This window comes from Leptospira sarikeiensis (assembly GCF_004769615.1).
GTDB lineage: Bacteria > Spirochaetota > Leptospiria > Leptospirales > Leptospiraceae > Leptospira_B > Leptospira_B sarikeiensis.
In genome coordinates, this window is sequence record NZ_RQGF01000035.1 from 231810 (window position 1) to 250643 (window position 18834).

An 18834-nucleotide genomic window follows, 5' to 3' on the forward strand; every position below is an offset into this window, starting at 1 on the left:
CCAAAGAATCCTTCCGATAATTGGACGAAAAGAAATTTATTTCCAAATAGGCCCTTCTACTAAAGAAACAGTTCTAGGACCTAGATATTTCAGAAAGAGAGTCAAATCGACTGAGAAAATACCTTAGTTTCCGGACTTTTTCTTCTGAGACGCATGTCCAGACCGGTGCATGCATTCCTTAAGAAGGGTTTTCCCGAATCCGTTAAGATCAGGGTTTTTCCGCTCCACTCGATTAAATTATCGTCTTCCATACTGGCCAAATAGAGGCGAACCTCTTCAAAAATCGATTCCGGCACTTCCACTTTTCCTAATGTGGAAAGTTTTAAGATCAATTCTCTTTGGACCAAGTCTTCAGAGTTTAATTTATGTCCCCTAAGTATAGCTTGACCGTGTTCCAAAATCCGCCTTTGGTATTTTTTCAGGATCTTTTCGTTCTGATAGAAACAATCCCAACTATCGGAAATTGCAGACACTCCCAGGCCCAAAAGTAGATCGGTGGACTTGGTAGTATAGCCCATAAAATTGCGATGTAGGTTTCCATTCTTATACGCAGAGTATAAAGAATCAGTCTCGAGAGCGAAATGATCCATCCCGATCTCCTTGTATCCCGCGTTTAAGAAAAGTTCCCTGCCGATCTCATACAGTTCTCTTTTTTCTTCTCCCTTGGGAAGATCCTCTTCGGTAAATAATCTCTGTGCGGCTTTGATCCAAGGCACATGAGCATAACTATAAAATGCGATCCGATCGGGTCGTAACTCCAACGTTTTTCGGATCGTCTCTCGAATACTATCTTTGGATTGTTTCGGAAGTCCGTAGATCAGATCGAAATTTACCGAATTATATCCTAGCTTGCGCGCACCTTCCGTAATAGTCGCCGTTTGTTCGTACGGTTGTATACGATTCACTAATCTTTGAACTTCCGGATCAAAATCCTGGACTCCCAAACTGATCCTTTTGAATCCGTATTTGGATAAGACCTCCAACTGAGAAAGACGAGTTCTTCTAGGGTCCACTTCCAAAGAAAATTCAGGGGAGTCGGATATATTCCAAGAATCTAAAATAGGTCTTAATAAACTTTCGAGATTGGATTCGGAGAGATAAGTAGGAGATCCTCCGCCCAAATGTAATTCTCTTAGCTCTCTTTTTGTGAGTTCAGGTAGCTCTTCCGTATATTTTCTGAATTCTTTCAGTACTGTTTCAATATAGGGGTCTTCTACAGAATGATTTTTGGTGATAGAAGTATTACATCCGCAAAAGGAACAGAGCGTTTCGCAAAACGGAATATGAAGATACAATGCGACTGCAGAATCGTCCGGAACAAGCCTTCTTCTTATAGCCGAGATCCACTCTTCTCTTGTAGGATTATCTTCCCAGTAAGGCACAGTAGGGTAGCTCGTATATCTAGGCGCCGGAACATCGTATTTACGGATCAGATCTGATTTTGGATTCATACGAACGCCTCTCGAATCGTACTTACGAAAGTTCTAATATTCGCTTCCGGAGTTTTCGGCAATACTCCATGCCCTAAACCGCAAACCCATCCTGCTCTTTTTTCAGGGATAAGATCCAAAAAAGGCCGGATCCAACGATTTAAGTATTTCTTAAATTCTCCAGGTTCCAGAAACAATAAGGCCTGGTCAAAATTCCCTTGTACAAAATGAGAGCCGTTCCCTAAAAAATGTACGATATCCGTTCTATGATCCATTCCGAATCCGATCAGCCCCGGAATTTCTCTAAGAGAACGAAGGGATCCAGGAGCCAAATTTTTGGCATAATACCCGATCTTTCCAGGAAACGCCTCAACAAGCAATTTGATTGATGGAAGTATACCTTCTTCAAAGAATACTGGAGACGCGTCCCCAGCAGCAGTGTCAAAGATCATCACGATCTCGGCTCCACCTTCCAACTGTAACCTTATGTTTTCTTTTAATAAGGCCAAAATTTTCTCGTAAAAACCTTCTCTTAGATCGGTGGACACTTTAGGAAGTATTAAATTTCCATCATGTTTTCCTTGGGTTGCATAACAAAACAGGGTCCAAGGCCCACCCACAAACCCGATCAAGGATTTATCCTTAGGGATCCTTTTGCGAGTGCGGACAACTGCTTCCTTTTGAAATCCCATAAACTCAACAGCTTGTTCTAACGGATAAAATTTCTGAAGATCTTCCACAGAAGAAAGATGCCATCCGAGCTTCGGCCCTTCATCTCCGAAGCGGAGCCCCATTCCGAAAGCTTCTAATGGAAATAATATATCAGAAAATAAAATTGCGGTATCAAAATCGAAATCATCCACAGGACCAAAGGCAACTTCCGCAGCAAGCTCAGGAACCTTACAAAGCTCCTCAAAAGAATATTTTTTTCTTAAATTCTGATAATGCCAATGGTATCTTCCGGCCTGGCGCATCATCCAAATCGGTGGTGTAATCTGCGGCTCTAAACGAACTGCAGCTTGAAATCGTATATTAGACATCTTTTAAGTCTCCGATCCATTGATAACCGACCCCTCTCACAGAACGGATCGCGTCTTCGCCCTTATCCCCAAAGGCTTGGCGTAATCTTACAATGGAATTATCTATAGTTCTATTTGTTGGGAATTTTTCCTCTCCCCAAAGGCGATCGAGTATTTCGTCCCGACTGACTGTCCGTCCTCTTTCCTCGACCAAAAAATTCAAAAGAGCACAATCTCTTTTAGAAAGGTGGATCTCTTCTCTAGTTGGAGTATGGATACAATATCCGTAAAAATCCAATAGGTATCCTTCGTATGAATATTTCGCCTGTTTGATGGAATGTTTATGAGATTCCAGCACATGTTTTACCCTAAGTAGGAGTTCCTTCAGATGAAACGGCTTCGGGATGAACTCTTCTGCACCCAATTCGAATCCTTTCAATCTTTCAGGAGCTCCCGAATGTGCTGTTAAAAATAAGAAAGGAGGGCAGTCTTTTCTGGACTTTAATTCTTCCGCGAGTTCGAATCCGTCCCCATCAGGTAGACGTACATCCAAAAGAATAAGGTCCGGCTTAGAATCTGCAGCCAAAACTTTCGCAGATTGAGCGGAGACAGTCCAAACCATCTCGTAACCTTCTTTTTCCAGGCGTTCCTTTAGAGTTTCTCCAAGAGAACGATCATCTTCTACTAATAATAATTTCGCTTTCATAATATAGTTCTGCTTTTAGAAGAATAAGAAGGAAGGATCAATTCTGCCTGGAATCCGCCGGACTCCGAGTTTTGAACGGAGAAGTTTCCGCCCATTCTTCCTGCTAATTTTTCCGCGATATACAATCCCACACCGGTACCGCTCGTACTCGTATGTCTTAAGAATAATCTTCCTAATAATTTAAAATTTCCGAGAAACCCTTTGCCATTATCTGCAAATAAGAATCTGATCTTATTACCCGGAAGCGATTCTGAAAGAATTCTAACTTTAGTCGCGCCTCCATGTTGCATTGAGTTTTCCAATAAATTCCTAAAAATACTTTCCAAAGCCCTTCTATCCGCCAACACTTTGGTCTCTTTCCACTCGGTCTGGATTTCCAATTCGGACCATTCTTCTTTTAGACTTTCTTCCCAACGTTGGAGGTCCAACTCTTCTAAATATAATCCTTCCGATCTCATTAAACTTGCGAGATATAATGCCTTGTCCATTTGGGATTCGATTCGATCCGAATCCTTAAGCAATCTATGGAGAAGTTTATCCTTTACGGGATCCACTCCTTCTTCTAAGAGGCTTTCCGCTTGCAAACGTAAACTCGCCAAAGGAGTTTTCATCTCATGAGTAACTGTGGAAAAAAAATCATGGATGAGCTTATTTCTTTTTTCTTCTCTGAATGTAAGCCAGACCAACGTTCCGCCCCCGCTTACTAACAAAAATAAGAAGAATGCCCCTTCCATTTTGATCATTGCGCTTTGACGTTCCAACTTTTCCAAAACTTCCTTTTCGATCCCAGGACCAAGTCGGAACGCAAGCTCAGTCGCCATTCTATTTTGGCGAAGACCCAAAAATAACCACCAAACCCCGAGAGAAACAGTGGTCAGTACCCAAATAACGGGTAAGACGATCTTTTTGGATTTGGTGTCTGAGATTTTCATACTTTCAATTTTTTTAATGCGGAGTCTGCCTTCTCTAAGGTTTCCGAAATAATCTTATCATCATGAGCATAACTTAAGAAACCTACCTCATAGCCGGAAGGCGCCAGATAGATCCCTTCGGATAATAGCGCATGAAAAACTTTAGCGAAACCTTCTTTGTGACCTGCAGGGATTTTTTCTACAGTCCGAATAGGGGACTGTGAACGTTTATGGAACCAAAAAAGAGAAGAATGTAAACTGGAATCCCAATTACCCTCCGGATCCCTTTCCTTTAAGATAGAAACCATTCCGGACACAAAGTTTTTGGTCCTTTTTTCAAGAATATCGTAAACATTCTCTTTTTCACATTTTTTTAATGTAGAAAGCCCGGCCCTCATTCCGAAAGGACTCGCGCTCAATGTTCCGGCCTGATATACAGGTCCCTGAGGAGCGACTAAATCTAAAAGTTCCGCTTTTCCTGCATATGCTCCTACAGGAAATCCGCCTCCAATGATCTTTCCGTAAGTCACGAGATCAGGAGAGATTCCGAGTTCACCGCTCATTCCCTTTAAACCGATCCTAAAACCGCTGATCACCTCATCAAAAAGGACAAGGCTCCCGTGCTTTTTCGCGATCTGGACGATCTTGGTTAAAAATTCTTTTCTCTGTATTAATAATCCATAATTTGCAGGCAAAGGTTCTATCACGAGGGCTGCGATAGTTTTGCCTTCTTGATTGAATAATTCCTCTACTGCGCCTTCATCATCAAGAGGCAAAACTAATGTATTTTTGATCAGTTCTGAACCGATTCCTGCGCTATCGGAAGAAGAAACTCCAGCAAGACCCGAGCCCGCCTTTACCAAAAGCGCATCTAAATGCCCATGATAACATCCGTCAAACTTCAAGATCTTATCTCTGCCGGTAGCCGCACGAGCAACACGTAACGCGCTCATTACAGCCTCGGTCCCGCTGTTTACGAATCTGATCTTTTCGACCCAAGGGATCTTGGACACGATCCATTCTGCAAGTTCCAATGAATAAGGCTCTGCAGCTCCGAAACTCCAAGCAAGCTCCGCAGTTTCAGAAACGATCTTCTGCACTTCTTCATCTCTATGCCCAAGGATCAAAGGCCCGAAGCTCAAACAATAATCTATATATTCTTTTCCGGAGACATCGGTTAATCTAGGCCCTTTGCCTGATTGAAAGAAAATCGGATCTCCTCCTACGGAACGAAAAGATCTAACAGGAGAATGCACTCCTCCCGGCGCCACTTTTTTGGCTCTTTCAAAAAGTTCCTTGGAACTTGGAAACATCAGCTTAAAATCTCCTTTCCTCTTCTTGCAGCATACGTAATCAAATACGATGCACCCGCTCTAGAAAATACGAACCAAGTCTCTCTAAGAGCATCTTCAAAATTACAAAATCCATTTTCTGCAAGCATAGCAATCGAAGCATATTCACCACTTACTTGATATGCGCCCACAGGCAGACCCGTTTGTTCCTTGATCGGACGGATCAAATCAATAGAAGTAAGTCCAGGCTTCACCATCAAAAGATCTGCACCCTCTTCCATATCTCTCAAAGAAGAAAGAAGAGAATCTTCTCTATTTCTAACATCTATTTGATAGGAAGAACGATCCCCATGACCTGGACTAGACTCTGCGGCCTCTCTGAATGGCCCGTAAAAATTACTCTTAAATTTTGTGGAATAACTCATGATCGGAACATGTTGAAAACCGTTAGAGTCCAGAATATTTCGATGACTACGAACCCTTCCGTCCATCATGTCGGAAGGAGAAATACCGTCCGCTCCCGCATCCGCATAACAAAGAGCAAGCTCTGAAAGCTTTTTAACAGAGCTAATATTATCGATTCGGCCTTTCGGATCCAAAAGACCACAATGCCCATGAGTTGTGAGAGAACATAAACAAGTATCTACCCAAAGAAAAATTTCCGGAAATCTGGATTTAATCCCATGAATTACTTTTTTATAAAATTCTTTCGGGATCGTTTCATTCGATTTTTTTTCAGGAACCAGGAACAGAAGAAAATGTTCCACGCCATTCTTTACATCCGATTCAATTTGGGAGAGAATAGATTCGGAACTATCCCGAGACACTCCGGGCAAAGAAGACATTTTTTCGGGAGATTTCAAACTTTCAGCCACAAAAATCGGCTGCACCAACTTCTTAGGGCCCAGACTCTCAGACGAAACCAGATTCCGGAGTGGAGAATTGAGGCGATTTCTCCTCAAGCCCAATAAACTCTCAGAACTCATATTGCACCTCTTTTAGTAAGAAAGTCCGGAACTTCTCCCTTGCAGGCCCTTTCCCAGGACTCAAAGTTCGGAAATGCAAAAATTTTCGCATCTGAACCTAATGTTTTTCTAATATATTTATACGTAGCTCCGGTTCCGCAAGAATGGATCTTCTCTGCTATTTCCGGATTTTTTTTATAGGCTCGATCAAACTGAGAAGCACTCATCCAAAAAAAATGAGAATATTCCGAAAGGTCCGGCTGTTCTGAATCGAAATCCACCTTATAGGTTACGAATCTTTTCCAAACACCTTCGATGATATCGCTTTCTTCATGAGTTAATTTGATAAATTCAGGATTTTGTTCGAAGAAACTTACGATCGTTTTTGCGTCTTCTTCTCCGAGCCCGTCTGTCGAACCGTTGACCCATACGTCTTTTGCAGCAAGCTTCTCCCAGGTTTTTGCACCTGCGACAATATAGATCGTCTCCGGCCCTGGCAATTCCCAGTCTCCAGGCAAAGAATCCGCCCGAGAAACAAACCAAAATTTTTCTTTTGGAACGGAAGTAGGCAAGGGAGAACGTTTCATTCTAAACCCTTGTCTTGGTTTTGGAAAAACAGAATCCAAAGAAGAAGGTTTAGGTAAAGCCTCTCCCTTCCAACGATCAAATGCATCTAATTCTACACCTGAATCCGTTTTTCCTCGTACGAATAAAAAATCTGCAGGGCCCCCGAGAATTACGGAAACACCTATCTTTTGATGGCAACCCCCACCAAAATAAGAGAGAATTTTTCTTTCTTCAGATACCGCTTCTTCTTCCTTTAAATTGAATAATGGAGATAAAAGTTTTTTCGTTCTTTCATCACCCTTTCTGATCTCCGCTGCGAGAGCACCTTGAGCAGGTGCATTCGGGTTTTTTGATAGAGGAAGAACCATGAACAATTCGCCAGAGATCGCAGATCGGATCTCTTTCCTAAGCTCTACATATTCTAGGTCGGATGAAAAAGAAAAATTTTCAGAAAGTAAACGATCCAGGGCGGCCTTTGCAACCACAAATCCTGAAATTTCAGGATCCGATTTCCATTTACGGATCCTAGTCTGCACATTTCCTCTTACAGGATGAAAGCTTATCTGCAAATTTTGCAGACGAAAGGGGAGGGCATTAGGAAGAAATGCGGAAAGATTATATTCTCTTCTAGGGCTAGAAGAATGGATCTTAATTTCTTTAGGAGGATGATCGAAAGAAGAACGTTTAAAAAGTAAAACATCCCTTTGATCTGCACGAGGAAGAACCATCAAAATTTCAGTCCCATCGTGGCCTTCCAAATCCAAGTCCTTATACGAGTGAACGACTAGATCCACATTACCTTCTACGAGTTCTTTGGTTAGATCCTGGGTGAATACCCCCTTACTTCCCATTTTCCAAAGAGGAGTGGTGAGATCTTGGTCCCCACTTGCTTCTTTAAAAAAAAGTTGGAGGTCCAACTCGGGATAAAACTTGCGCAAGGAGTCTTGTACGAGGCAGGTCTGTAATTTAGCGAGGGAACTTTTTCGGGAACCGATTCTTAAAACGTCGGACAAGGTAGGTCATCCCAACCGAATACATTTTGATGAGCCTCTAATTCTCTTTCTTCCAAAAGCTCATCCAATACGGATTTTAATTCTTCCCTTACTTTTTTAGTTCTCTCTTCCGTTTCTTTCAAGGAAGAAAGCATTTCTGCAAAGGAAATATAAATAATATCTGAAGGCCAGGACTCTTCCAAAGGTTCTTCCCTAAAATCCAGGACCAGGCTTCCGGGAGAAAGTTTGTCCATCCAGGAGGAAAAATCGATCGGAGCTGCGATCACGCAGGCCTCTCCCTTAGGAGACCAATCTTCCATTAAATGTGAAGAAGCACCGGAAACAGAAGATAAAAATTCCAAACGATGAAGATTACGGCCTATAATCTTTGTTTTTCTTCCGGAGCGAGAAAGCCAAGGTAGAAGTTTTTCTGCGAGTTGGCCAGTTCCGAATAAAGCGACTTCCTCAGGAGAAACTGCAGCGTTTGATAGATATTTTTCCGCCAAACCACCGTAAGATTGTTCTCCCAAATTTTGCAAATAGCCGGAACGTAACTCTCTACAATCTTCTATCAAATTATCTCTTAGCCTTGCGAGATATTCTCCAAAAGCCATATCAGGTAATTCCTGAAATCTTTGTCTGAATTGGGAAAGAACTTCTGTCTCCCCGAATAATTTGGATCTTAATCCGGAGATAATTTCAAGAAGAAGCCTGTAAGCTTCATAACCGGATTTAATTTCCCAATTTCCGGGAAGTTCTTCCGGTTGAAGATGGATCCTTGAATCGGAAACAAGAACAGTACGCATACAAGTCTTCCAGGAAAAAGCATCCGGTATAGAAAATGAATCACGATCAGATGATTCAGAATGAAGAACTTGTAGTGTGGACCACATCTCTATCTTCGATCATACCTAATTTAGGGCCTTATTTGTCAAAATACTGTCAGAGAGATCCGAAAAATATTCCTCTTGCCTGCATTGAGAACGAATTTCAAAATGACCTTATGGTTTGGGACATAGGATTCCAAGATAAAATCGTTTATTTGGTCGTGGGTTCCGCGGCGATTTATCTGGCATTTCCGCTTCTTTCTTCTTTCAAAACTATATTCGGAAAAACTCAAATCAAAGAGACAAGATTCGGCTGTTATGAAGACGCTTGCTCTAGCTGTGTAGTTATCGTGAAAGAAAGTCCGAAAGTTTTATCTAAAAGAAAGCACGGATAATTCCAAAAGGGTCATCGCAATCCCATCCTCATTATTCGAATATTTCGTAATATACGAAACTTCTTCTTTTAAGCTAGGTATCGCATTTTTCATCGCAAACCCAAATCCTGATGAAAATAGCATCTCTCTGTCATTCAATTCATCTCCGAAAGAAATGACTCCAGACTCGTCCAGGCCTGCGATCTTTAAATAGGATTGGATTGCAGTCCACTTAGAGACTCCCTTCTCCAATACTTCTAAACAGTAAGAGACTCCCGGAATTTTTGTGATCACCGTCCTGTATTCGGAAGACTCGGGTAAGGATAGAAGCTCTTTTTCGAGTTCGAGTAATTCTTCCTTCATTAAAGAAAGATAACATATCACCAGGGCCCGATCTCCGGAATGTTCCGACAAATCTTTCACTACCTTGGTCCTCGCAAGATCCCCACCCGAATAATGATGATATTTATCATCCGTGATCGGAGACTCGGTTAGGATATCGATCCCTTCTTCAAAACGATCCACATGGAGTAGGGGAGAATAACCCATTCTTTTGCCGAGAGACAAAACGAAATACGCAGCTTTTTCGGAAATATAAGTTTCCGAGATCCTTTGCCCGTCCGGAGAATTTCTGAGCACCTGCCCATTATTCGCCACCACGGTCACGTTTCCCCGAAACTCCTGTGCATACGGAAGTGCAGAAGAAAACCTTCTACCCGTAGCGATCACAATTCCCAAACCTTGGTCGAGCGCAGATTGCAAAACATAATGATTCAAGCTGGAAATAGAAGCTTTGGAGTCCAGTAACGTCCCGTCCAAATCCATCGCAATCGTATGAAAGGGGAAGGACCCGTTTAATTTAGGAAATTTTGTAAGATAAGAATTCTCAGAAATTTTCAAAGTGAGGGCCCAACCTTCCTCCAATAAGATAAGGTGCAGGAGTTCCTGCCTCCTTTTTTCGTTTTCAAAATTACGGAAACTGATTGCCTGGAAGAATGGAACTGAGTCTGGCATATTCTCCCTGCCCAAACGATACCTTCATCTTCTATCATCTGATTTCCGGAAAAACTAAGGCCCCTTTTTCTATCAAAGAAGAACTATACGATGTGGAACAACTGAATCAATTTGCGAACCAGGGGAAATTCCAAGCCACAAAACTTTCCTTCGCGGCATTATTCCATGTAGCCGATAAATATTCTCTTTTGGACAGCGGCTCTGCACTTGGAAGGAACTGCGGCCCGATCATAATAAAAAAAGCGGGTGCCTCGGTTGGAAATCCGAACGGGAAAAAAATCCTAGTCCCAGGACTTTGGACCACTGCAAATCTTCTCACTCATCTTTATCTAAAAGGGGACTTCACCCCGGTTCCCACTCGTTACGATCTTATCCTAGACAAAGTAAAAAACGGAGAAGCCGATTTCGGGATCGTAATCCACGAAGAAAGATTCACTTATGAAGCAAGGGGACTTGCAAAAGTAGAAGATCTAGGAGAATGGTGGGAAGGAAGTACCGGAGCTCATATTCCACTCGGTTGCATTGCGATCCGCAGAGACTTATCTTCACAGACCAAAAGCGACCTAGACTCGGCAATTAAAGAAAGCCTTTCTTTAGGATATCAAAACAGAGAGACTATGTATGATTATATTCTCAAACATTCCCAAACAACCACGAGAGAAGTAGCCGACGCACATATAGATCTATATGTAAACGAATTCTCAAAAAGCCTTGGGAAAGAAGGAGAAAGGGCCATCCGACTTTTACAGCAGAAGGCCCTCGAGACCGGATTACTCCCTCCGGAGAAAGAAAAGGAACTATTCGTTTAAGATTTCAACTCTCGAACGATATCCAAACTCGCAGGAGATTGGTTCAAGGTGTACAGATGGATCCCTGGAGCGCCCATTTGTACAAGCTCCCTGCATTGATTTACTGAGAACTGGACACTTCTTTTATAAAATTCTTCCGGTTTATCTTTCACTTCTTCTAGATCTGCAACTAACTTGTCCGGAAATTCACAGGCCGCCATCGATTTAAATCTTTCAATCTGGGAGAAAGAAGTGATCGGCATGATCCCAGGAATTACAGGTATAGAAATTCCTTTCTTACGGATTAGATCCAAAAAGGAAGCAAAGATAGAATTTTTAAAAAACAACTGAGAGACTAAGTAGGACGCTCCCGCATCTACTTTTCTTTTCAGATTATCCAGATCGAAATCTAGACTTGGAGCTTCCGGATGTTTTTCGGGATAACAGGCAGCGCCCATACAAAAATCAAAACCTTCATCCTTGATGAAAGAAATGAGTTCGTTCGCGTATCCAAATCCGCCTTCTACCTTTTTAAAAGTTCCTTCTCCTTTAGGAGGATCTCCTCTTAAGGCCATCAAGTTTTCGATCCCGGATTCTCGGATCTGTTTTAGAATAACTCGTATCTCGTCACGATTTCCGCCCACACAGGTAAAATGTGCCGCGGCAGGAAGAGAGAATTTTTTAGCCAACTCGGAAGTGATCCGGATCGTTTTCTCTCTGGTAGAACCTCCCGCACCGTAAGTAACGGTGATATATCCCGGCTCCACCTTAGACAATTCTCCCACAGCTTCGAATAATTTCGTTTCTCCTTCCGGAGTTTTCGGAGGGAAAAACTCGAAAGAGTATACGGGGCCCTTTGCCTCTTTATAAATTTCTAATATCTTTTTCATTCTAACCTTTCCCCACAATACAATACGTGAGGATTTTTATCAGCCGCAGCTTAATAGGACCGGAATAAGCCCTCGGCCATTTCTCTGTAAGCCTAAGGACTTAGCAACAAGCGCGCCCGGTTTTAAATTTTCAGGAGCGACTCTGACTGCAACCCCTCCGGTCAATCCGGAGCATAAAAGATCTCCCGGCTGGACTGGATAAGATTGAGCCTCTACATTCGCAAGAACTACCCCTGCGATCGCAACCAACCATTGCCCTTCCGCCTGAGGTTTTTCCCCCAAGACAAGAGCAGCGGATTTAACTGCAATCCCTACGATATTCGTAGCATTTGGCTGTTTAGATTTATGAAGTTTTCCATCTTCACCCATGGCAAGAAGATCTCCTTCTGCGATCACATCGGAAGATTGGACTGGGAAAAATTTTGCGATACAATCCGTTCCCTTTCCGGTTTGCAGATACACAGTTCCAAGAAAATCGGAATCACCTTCTGCCAAGATCGCTTTTCCGGATCCTGTTTCATTTAAACTTGGGATCCCCTTACCACTTGCATATACTGCATGTCCGGATCTAGAATGGAACCATCCACCAAATCCTCGTTTTGCTAAGCCTAAAATACCAGCAGATTCTTTTTCTCCGGAGGCGCTATCTCCTCTCACTCCGAATTTTTCTCCAAAACCGAGCACTCCCGAAAATCTTCCAGAGCCTACAATTCCGGAGCCTTTTTCACTCTCGTTCCTTGCATAAGCGAGGCCCGAATTCTCAGGAGGAGGGGAGATATTTGCATAAGGAGCCTCTACGGATCCCTTCAACCTTAAGTAACCTGTATGAGAACTGAAGTCATGCTCCTTAGGCGCGTAATCATGAGTATGTGGAAGAGGATGTCTTGCATCCGACAATCTAGGATCATCCGAAGAAACTACATGTCCCGGAATGGATTTGCCCTTAGGAGAAACGGTTACTATTCCAGGATATTCGGTGCTAGCGTTACGCAATCTTTCATCATTACCTTGAACGACTGCACCTTCCTTCGCTTCGCCCGAACGAGCAAGTTTCACAATCCCGTAAGATTGAGGAGTGGAAATTTTTAATCTCTTATCATTTCCTTGAACTGCCGCATCACCTGATTCTTCTCCATTAGAAGCGAATCTTAAAATACCAGGCGCTTCCGTGCTCGCGTGTCTCAATCTAGGATCATCAGAAGTGACTACCTTTCCTGGAGTTGGATCTCCTGGAGCAGCCAATTGTACTAAGCCGAACTTTTGAGTATTTGCATGTTTAAGGCGATCATCATTACCTTGAACGACTGTGCCTTCTTTTGTCTCACCGTTTTCAGCAAGTTCAACAATACCGAAACTTTGAACAGTCGAAGGTTTCAGACGATCATCATTACCTTGCACAACTCGATCTGCCCGATTTTCGCCATTGGCAGCGAGACGAACCAAGCCGTACGCGGCTTCAGTAGAATGTTTTAATCGTCTATCATTACCCTGAACGACGACTCCTTCCTTATCTTCTCCATCGGAAGCAAGTTCGACGATCCCTTTGTATTCAGTAGATCCGTCTCTTAGTCTTCGATCATTTGCCTGAACAGCAGCACCCTCGGAAGTTTCACCATCTACCGCCAGACGAACAAGTCCCGATCTAAGCACAGTAGCATAGGGAAGGGGCTCTGCAGTAGGCTTATGAGTAAGCTCGCTCAAATAAGGAGCGGCATATAATTCCACTTCGACGATGCTTGTGGAATATTTCTCCTTATTCTGTATTTTAAGAGGGCGAGATACAAATTTCAAAAATCTAATATTTGTAGGGAGAAATCTCCATTGGTACCAAGTGCCCAACTCGGAGAGGAATTGGTTCTCCTCTAATAACTGATTCCAGGTCAGATCGTCTTCACTATAATAAACGGTAAAAGTTTCCGGAAAATGCAAATGACCATCTTTCGGCGTAAGAACTCTAAGCTCATTGACCCGGCTAATAGAACCCAGATCCATAAGAAAAAATTCTTCCTTAGGTTGAGAAGATTCCACTGAAGACCAACCATAATCCGGTCTTTCATCGATTAGATTTTCTTTTACCCAAAATCTATCTTTCTCGGAACTTACTTCTAATTTCGTAACGCCAGAGATCCCGACTTCGAGAGCTCCGATAGAAACTTTGAATTTAGATCCGTCTTTCTCCGCAACCTTACTGACCAATTTTAGAAAATTAGCTCGGACCAAGGAGAAGTTCCATTGTCCTACTTTTTTATTTAAGCGCCTAAATCCGGTCTCTTGCAAGATCGGTTCCCAAACTTTTCCATCTAAAGAGATCTCGAATTTAAACGAGTCCGGGAAGAATGCACTTGATGCATCCGATTGATGTAACTTGATCTGATTAAAACTGGATCCAGGATTCAAGGCCAAAGTGAGAACCCCAACTCCGGCATGATCCAATTGTTCCGAATAAGAGCGAAGTCCTCCTTCCTTAAATTCGAACGTACCTTTGGTTTTAATTTCGTTTACTTTAACTTGTCGAGGATGGCTGATCCGGATGGATTCTTCATTCATAAGAGCTTTGCGTTGGTCCTTTTAAACATGTACCCGGTTTTCTTCGGCTTTTGCAGAAAATATAACCAGTATCGACGGGTGGATTTTGTCTGTGAAGTACTTTGTAATGATCATTCTAAGTGTCTCGGGAAGTGGATCCTTCACTAAAAGAGTCTTCCCGTCGGGCTCAACACGAACTTTTTCCAATACTTCCACGCTACTTCTAGATAAGTTTCCCTTACACCAATCTAGAAAACCGATCCAGGAGGCTTCTCTTCCTGAAGAAGAAGGGGAGGCTTGAGTTGTTGTTTGGGCGTGCTCAAAATTCGGCTGCTTGTTCCCAAATAAGTTTCTACAAATTCCGCGTATATAATGTAAATTTTCCCCTAGTCCCTGAGCCTTCGCGATTTCAGTTGCTTCAGACAAAATCTGTTCTCCGTATCGTTCTTTTAATCCATCCAAAGATAATTCTTTTTTCTCAGAATTACTAGGTTTTTGGTTCTGGGTATTATGGATGGTTATATTTATATTGTTTGGGTTTCCCTGAGCCCCCCTCTCCGGGCTACTCCCCAATCCCCCTGGGGTCGCCCCCTGCATCCCTCCGGGGGTTCCAAAAATAACCCCCTGGGGTGGAATCCTGGAACCGGGGTAGTTGAAGCAGAAATAGTAAGTTGAGTTCTTATGGCCAGTGCCTGGGACAAACTGTAGAAGGCCTGCTCTGACTAGGTCTTTCTTTCCTTCATTAATAGATTTTTTAGTCTTTAATCCGGTGAGACGAATTAGGCTTTCGTTGCTTGGCCAAACCGGCTTGAAGGTCTGGTCACTAAATTTAAGCAGGACAAGGTAAAGGGTCTTTGCCGCAGGGGAAAGACTGGCCCAAACTCCGGATTCAATGATATCCGAGAGGAATTTTATATATGGAAAATGCTCGCCCATACCTTGGATCCTCTTTTGCCCCGGGAGCAAAAAAATTAATTTTAAGCAAAAGTTTCGAAGGTAGTTGACATTTATCCGACATAAGGTTACTTATGTCTCATCCAACAACATTCCTTCGGGAAGGTCCGGCCCCTGGGCAAACCAGGGGAGTTTTTTTATCTCGGACCAACGGCAATGCTTCTTCCTTCTCTCTTCCGGGTTGGGAGAAAGTACTACATTTCCGTTTACAATATTATGTCACATATTGAAGATTTTTCCAGGCCTGTCAATCTCATTGAGCCAATTTTTAGAAGAGTACTGTAAAAACTTTTACTAAGTACATGTTTGTTTGAATTTTATTTCGCTTAACAATATATGCTAAGCGATCGGAATATTCTGTTGAGATATTATTTTCCGAATTTTTTGGAAATTTCTTTCTTAACGAATTTATGTAACTCGGAAAGGAAATCTTCGTTCTCAGTCGAGATGATGACAGACCCTCCCTTCTTTGTAATTTTATAAGGGTAGGGGGATTCCGCCGGTTCTTCTTTGGAGTTGGGCTTGGAACTGCTATGGCTGACCGGGAAAAGGCTATCTTCTGCTCGATTGAAAGATTTTGCGTCCTTTACGGTTTTTAATTCACCCGAATTAAACTTTTCAAGGAAGTCCTTTAAGGTTCCTTTTTTTGAAGCAGAGGCTGCTTGGACCAAAAGATTTTTGGATTCAATTCCGGCTTCTTTGCAAACCCGCAAGTCTTCTTTTGAAAGAGAGGAGATCCCCAGAAGCTCGGTCATATAACTTCTACTTTTTCCGAAAAGATTTCCGAGCTCCAGGTCCGTATAGGAGAATGAAGTTTTGAGATGGGTCATCGCCTCTATCTCTTCATATGGAGATAAATTTTCTCTCTGAAGGTTTTCTATGATGGCGAGACGGAAGGTTTCTTTTGCGTCCTTGTCTAGGATCTTACACTCTACTTCTTGCCATTTGAGAAGACTTGCTGCATGGTATCTTCTTTCTCCGGCAATGATCGTATAAAATTCTTCGTCCCCTTGTTTGGTGACCAGGATAGGTTGGAGTAGTCCGTCCTTATCTAAACTTTGGGCAAGCTCTTCTACGCCTTTTTTTCTTTCTTGTCTAGGCTGGCTCTCAGAAGGGCGGATCCTATCTAGGCGGATCTTACGAATTGTACCTTCTAGTTTTTCAGCCTGAAAGACGTCTGCAAGGGATCCGAGCCGTTTACTTTTTGAGCTCATTTAAAAACTCCTCTATGAAGCCTTCGTATTCCTGAGCCTGACGACTGGACTTATTGTACTCGAAAACTGATTTTCTGGCTAAGTGAGATTCTCCCACTGCCACTCCATCCGAGATGCTAGTATCAAAGATCCTAAAATATTTTGTCAGGACCGGAATGATAGTTTTAGTTAATAACGTTTGAGGCTTCAATTGGGTGACTAGAGCTCCCATAATTTCTAGTCCGGGATTGATCCTTTTTTTAATACTAGTGATCGTCTGCTGGAGTCCCAAAATCCCATCTACGGAAAATTTTTCCGCCTGAAGAGGGATAATCACATAGTTAGAAGCTACGAGTGCGTTGATGGTAAAAATAGAAAGACTAGGGGGGCAATCGATTACACAAAAATCGATTTCCTTCTCCAGGTCCGCAAGTGCGTCCCTCAGGATATATGGAGCGTCTACGATTGCCGCAACCGTCTCTGCTTCCGCGAGGGTAAGTCTAGAGGGAGCAATATTTAAATTTTCCACATGTGTTTGCACCATTACTTCTCGGACCTTTGCCTTGGACTGAAAAATATTATGCATGGACTTATCTAGCCCTTCCGGATTCAGAAAAATTCCTGTGGAATTTGCCTGAGGATCGATATCGATCAGAAGAGTTTTTTTGCCTCTTCTCGCGAGACCCCAGGCTAAATTCAGGGAGGTGGTGGTTTTTCCTTCTCCGCCCTTTTGGTTTGCAATCGATACTACAATCATTCTTTTCCCTTGTATCTCAATTGTCGGATGTCCGACATCCAGTCCTTTACTCGCTCCGCTAGAATTCAGAAGAATAAGTGAAAGGATTTTGAATAAAAATAAAAATTAGAAAGCCAGACCCAGATCGGGTGAGGCGATATATTTCCATCTAAGAGAAGGGGTGAGAGCATTCAAACTAATTCTTAAATTTCGAGAAAAATGATAACAAGAGGTCCCAAAATGTCGGACGTCCGACATTGCCTGAAAACTTCAGGTACATGGTTGACACCATGCTTAATTTTAAACATTTTCCCTCTTATGCTATCCGCGCCGGAAGAATTAATTTGGGGGAATCCAAATCCAGAAGAATTGAGATTTCTTCTGCCCCTTGCGTTTCCGGATTGGTTGAAATTTATGGGCGGCTTGGCGGGACTTGCAACTCTTGCTTCCGAATCGGATCCTTCTGCCCTGGAAGAAATCGGATCTTGGGGATATGGGGAAGAAGGATTCTTCTATCCATTTTTAGCAAGAGGATCTTCTGTTCGAGTGGAACTTGAAAAAAGTAAGGCTCCATTTTTCTTACCCAAATCCGATGAAATCGAGTTATTCAGAGAAGATTCTTTCGGCTGCCTACTTTCTTCCGTTTCCCATGAAAGCAGAATGGTCGGTTTTTTTCTGATCGAATTGGATAGGCCGGCGGACGAAAGACAGCTATTACTTTTGCATTTATTCTGCCAAAAGATCTCGGGACTTTTAAAAAAGGAAAATTCGAGACCTGCATTTATTCCGGAGCAGAATTTGAATCAAAAGGATCCTCTTGGAGACTTACTTTTTAAATTGGGGAAGGGGAACGAAACTCATCTGGAAAAGTTCCGGGAGTCCGGCGCCATCTGTATTTCCGCCCCTTCTTCTTCCGGAAAAAAAACTCTTTCGAAATGGATCCAAAAAAGGGAATTTCCGGGGCGGCCTATTTTGACTGTTTCCATTCTTCCGGAGCAATCTTCTAAGTTAGAAAAAGCACTTTTAGATTGGGAGAAAATGGCCGAGTCCGGGACTCTAATTTTAGAGAATTCCGAAAATTATTCCATCGGGCAGCAAAGAATTTTATACGAATATTCTCAGAGAAAGACCGGAAAATCCCGTCTTATTTTTTTAGAAAATCCGGGCAAAAAACCTAAGGAAGAGTTCTTATATTTTCGTTCGCTTTTGGATGGAAATAGGTTAGAATTACCAGCTTGGAAAGAATGGGCAAAATCGGACCGAGCGTCCTCCGTTTTGCCCATTTTTGAAGAAGTCTGCGAATTACATGGGCGTCCGGATCTGGTGCTTTCTGGGGAGGCGATTGAGTCTCTAACGGAAAGTGATTCTTGCCAAAATCTGGAAGATCTCCGAAACGCTATTGAAGAAGCAGTTTTAAATTCCGGCTCCGGGGAAATTCGAAATGCGAACCTTAAAAAAGAAGGTCCCAAGGGAATTTCTCTCCCGGATCCTGAGGACCTAGATTTGCGAAAAGCCGTTGAGGCAGTAGAACGCCAGAAAATTCTCCTAGCGGATAAATTATTTGGCGGAAATCAGATTCGAATGGCCAAGGCCTTGGGAATTTCTCGGGGTTCTTTGCAATATAAATTAAAAAACCTGGGTTTGGGTTAA

Annotated in this window: 17 protein-coding genes; 3 read left to right on the forward strand and 14 right to left on the reverse strand. The window is 42.6% G+C overall.

What is annotated here, in order from left to right; translation table 11 throughout:
* Positions 1-101 precede the first annotated feature (101 nt).
* The 8 genes from hemN to EHQ64_RS17905 are packed head-to-tail and all read right to left on the reverse strand — an operon-like array spanning position 102 to position 8775.
* Positions 102-1451, reverse strand: coding sequence for an oxygen-independent coproporphyrinogen III oxidase (gene hemN / locus EHQ64_RS17870; protein WP_135651155.1), 1350 nt, complete (start codon positions 1449-1451; stop codon positions 102-104).
* Positions 1448-2470 (reverse strand): uroporphyrinogen decarboxylase family protein, encoded by a 1023-nt coding sequence (locus EHQ64_RS17875; RefSeq protein ID WP_135651156.1) that lies wholly within the window; start codon positions 2468-2470, stop codon positions 1448-1450. Before EHQ64_RS17875 ends, hemN begins: the two co-directional genes overlap by 4 nt.
* Entirely contained in the window at positions 2463-3155 is a 693-nt protein-coding gene (locus tag EHQ64_RS17880; RefSeq protein ID WP_135651157.1) for a response regulator transcription factor, read from the reverse strand. Before EHQ64_RS17880 ends, EHQ64_RS17875 begins: the two co-directional genes overlap by 8 nt.
* A complete protein-coding gene (locus EHQ64_RS17885; RefSeq protein WP_135651158.1) occupies positions 3152-4087 on the reverse strand; it encodes a sensor histidine kinase in 936 nt (311 codons plus the stop codon). The genes EHQ64_RS17880 and EHQ64_RS17885 overlap by 4 nt, the downstream gene beginning before the upstream one ends.
* Positions 4084-5379, reverse strand: a complete 1296-nt coding sequence (gene hemL, locus EHQ64_RS17890) for a glutamate-1-semialdehyde 2,1-aminomutase (RefSeq protein WP_135651159.1) — start codon at positions 5377-5379, stop codon at positions 4084-4086. Before hemL ends, EHQ64_RS17885 begins: the two co-directional genes overlap by 4 nt.
* Positions 5379-6344 (reverse strand): porphobilinogen synthase, encoded by a 966-nt coding sequence (gene hemB / locus EHQ64_RS17895; protein ID WP_135651160.1) that lies wholly within the window; start codon positions 6342-6344, stop codon positions 5379-5381. The genes hemL and hemB overlap by 1 nt, the downstream gene beginning before the upstream one ends.
* Positions 6341-7903, reverse strand: coding sequence for a hydroxymethylbilane synthase (gene hemC, locus EHQ64_RS17900; protein WP_135651161.1), 1563 nt, complete (start codon positions 7901-7903; stop codon positions 6341-6343). Before hemC ends, hemB begins: the two co-directional genes overlap by 4 nt.
* Complete coding sequence (locus EHQ64_RS17905; protein WP_135651162.1) at positions 7888-8775, reverse strand: glutamyl-tRNA reductase; 888 nt, start codon at positions 8773-8775, stop codon at positions 7888-7890. Before EHQ64_RS17905 ends, hemC begins: the two co-directional genes overlap by 16 nt.
* Between EHQ64_RS17905 and EHQ64_RS20545 the strand changes: the two genes are divergently transcribed.
* On the forward strand, positions 8739-9104 hold the full coding sequence (locus tag EHQ64_RS20545; RefSeq protein WP_246048830.1) for a hypothetical protein: 366 nt from the start codon (positions 8739-8741) through the stop codon (positions 9102-9104). The genes EHQ64_RS17905 and EHQ64_RS20545 overlap by 37 nt on opposite strands.
* On the opposite strand, the gene EHQ64_RS17915 is transcribed toward EHQ64_RS20545, so the two are convergent.
* Entirely contained in the window at positions 9081-9908 is an 828-nt protein-coding gene (locus tag EHQ64_RS17915) for a Cof-type HAD-IIB family hydrolase (protein WP_246048837.1), read from the reverse strand. The genes EHQ64_RS20545 and EHQ64_RS17915 overlap by 24 nt on opposite strands.
* A 170-nt stretch (positions 9909-10078) precedes the next feature.
* On the opposite strand from EHQ64_RS17915, the gene EHQ64_RS17920 reads away from it, so the two are divergent.
* Complete coding sequence (locus EHQ64_RS17920; protein ID WP_135651164.1) at positions 10079-10906, forward strand: 1,4-dihydroxy-6-naphtoate synthase; 828 nt, start codon at positions 10079-10081, stop codon at positions 10904-10906.
* Here the strand turns inward: EHQ64_RS17920 and metF are convergent.
* From metF to EHQ64_RS17950, 5 genes are all read right to left on the reverse strand, one after another.
* Positions 10903-11775, reverse strand: a complete 873-nt coding sequence (metF, locus tag EHQ64_RS17925) for a methylenetetrahydrofolate reductase [NAD(P)H] (RefSeq protein ID WP_135651165.1) — start codon at positions 11773-11775, stop codon at positions 10903-10905. The two genes, EHQ64_RS17920 and metF, sit on opposite strands and share 4 nt — an antisense overlap.
* Positions 11776-11814: 39 nt before the next feature.
* Complete coding sequence (locus EHQ64_RS17930) at positions 11815-14322, reverse strand: discoidin domain-containing protein (protein ID WP_135651166.1); 2508 nt, start codon at positions 14320-14322, stop codon at positions 11815-11817.
* Positions 14323-14343: 21 nt separating this feature from the next.
* Complete coding sequence (locus EHQ64_RS17935; RefSeq protein ID WP_135651167.1) at positions 14344-15237, reverse strand: helix-turn-helix domain-containing protein; 894 nt, start codon at positions 15235-15237, stop codon at positions 14344-14346.
* A 386-nt stretch (positions 15238-15623) separates the two neighbouring features.
* The gene (locus EHQ64_RS17945; RefSeq protein ID WP_135651168.1) at positions 15624-16469 is read right to left on the reverse strand and encodes a ParB/RepB/Spo0J family partition protein; all 846 of its coding nucleotides are present in this window, start codon (positions 16467-16469) and stop codon (positions 15624-15626) included.
* Positions 16453-17205, reverse strand: coding sequence for a ParA family protein (locus EHQ64_RS17950; protein ID WP_135651169.1), 753 nt, complete (start codon positions 17203-17205; stop codon positions 16453-16455). Before EHQ64_RS17950 ends, EHQ64_RS17945 begins: the two co-directional genes overlap by 17 nt.
* A 393-nt stretch (positions 17206-17598) precedes the next feature.
* Between EHQ64_RS17950 and EHQ64_RS17955 the strand changes: the two genes are divergently transcribed.
* Positions 17599-18834, forward strand: coding sequence for a helix-turn-helix domain-containing protein (locus EHQ64_RS17955; RefSeq protein WP_246048831.1), 1236 nt, complete (start codon positions 17599-17601; stop codon positions 18832-18834).

Coding starts and splice junctions, on each gene's coding strand:
- hemB (WP_135651160.1), bottom strand. CDS start 6,344: ATGAGTTCTGAGAGTTTATTGGGCTTGAGGAGAAATCGCCTCAATTCT.
- EHQ64_RS20545 (WP_246048830.1), top strand. CDS start 8,739: ATGATTCAGAATGAAGAACTTGTAGTGTGGACCACATCTCTATCTTCG.
- EHQ64_RS17875 (WP_135651156.1), bottom strand. CDS start 2,470: ATGTCTAATATACGATTTCAAGCTGCAGTTCGTTTAGAGCCGCAGATT.
- EHQ64_RS17955 (WP_246048831.1), top strand. CDS start 17,599: ATGGGCGGCTTGGCGGGACTTGCAACTCTTGCTTCCGAATCGGATCCT.
- metF (WP_135651165.1), bottom strand. CDS start 11,775: ATGAAAAAGATATTAGAAATTTATAAAGAGGCAAAGGGCCCCGTATAC.
- EHQ64_RS17935 (WP_135651167.1), bottom strand. CDS start 15,237: ATGGGCGAGCATTTTCCATATATAAAATTCCTCTCGGATATCATTGAA.
- EHQ64_RS17880 (WP_135651157.1), bottom strand. CDS start 3,155: ATGAAAGCGAAATTATTATTAGTAGAAGATGATCGTTCTCTTGGAGAA.
- EHQ64_RS17945 (WP_135651168.1), bottom strand. CDS start 16,469: ATGAGCTCAAAAAGTAAACGGCTCGGATCCCTTGCAGACGTCTTTCAG.
- EHQ64_RS17905 (WP_135651162.1), bottom strand. CDS start 8,775: ATGTGGTCCACACTACAAGTTCTTCATTCTGAATCATCTGATCGTGAT.
- hemN (WP_135651155.1), bottom strand. CDS start 1,451: ATGAATCCAAAATCAGATCTGATCCGTAAATACGATGTTCCGGCGCCT.
- EHQ64_RS17920 (WP_135651164.1), top strand. CDS start 10,079: ATGGAACTGAGTCTGGCATATTCTCCCTGCCCAAACGATACCTTCATC.
- EHQ64_RS17885 (WP_135651158.1), bottom strand. CDS start 4,087: ATGAAAATCTCAGACACCAAATCCAAAAAGATCGTCTTACCCGTTATT.
- EHQ64_RS17930 (WP_135651166.1), bottom strand. CDS start 14,322: ATGAATGAAGAATCCATCCGGATCAGCCATCCTCGACAAGTTAAAGTA.
- EHQ64_RS17915 (WP_246048837.1), bottom strand. CDS start 9,908: ATGGATTTGGACGGGACGTTACTGGACTCCAAAGCTTCTATTTCCAGC.
- EHQ64_RS17950 (WP_135651169.1), bottom strand. CDS start 17,205: ATGATTGTAGTATCGATTGCAAACCAAAAGGGCGGAGAAGGAAAAACC.
- hemL (WP_135651159.1), bottom strand. CDS start 5,379: ATGTTTCCAAGTTCCAAGGAACTTTTTGAAAGAGCCAAAAAAGTGGCG.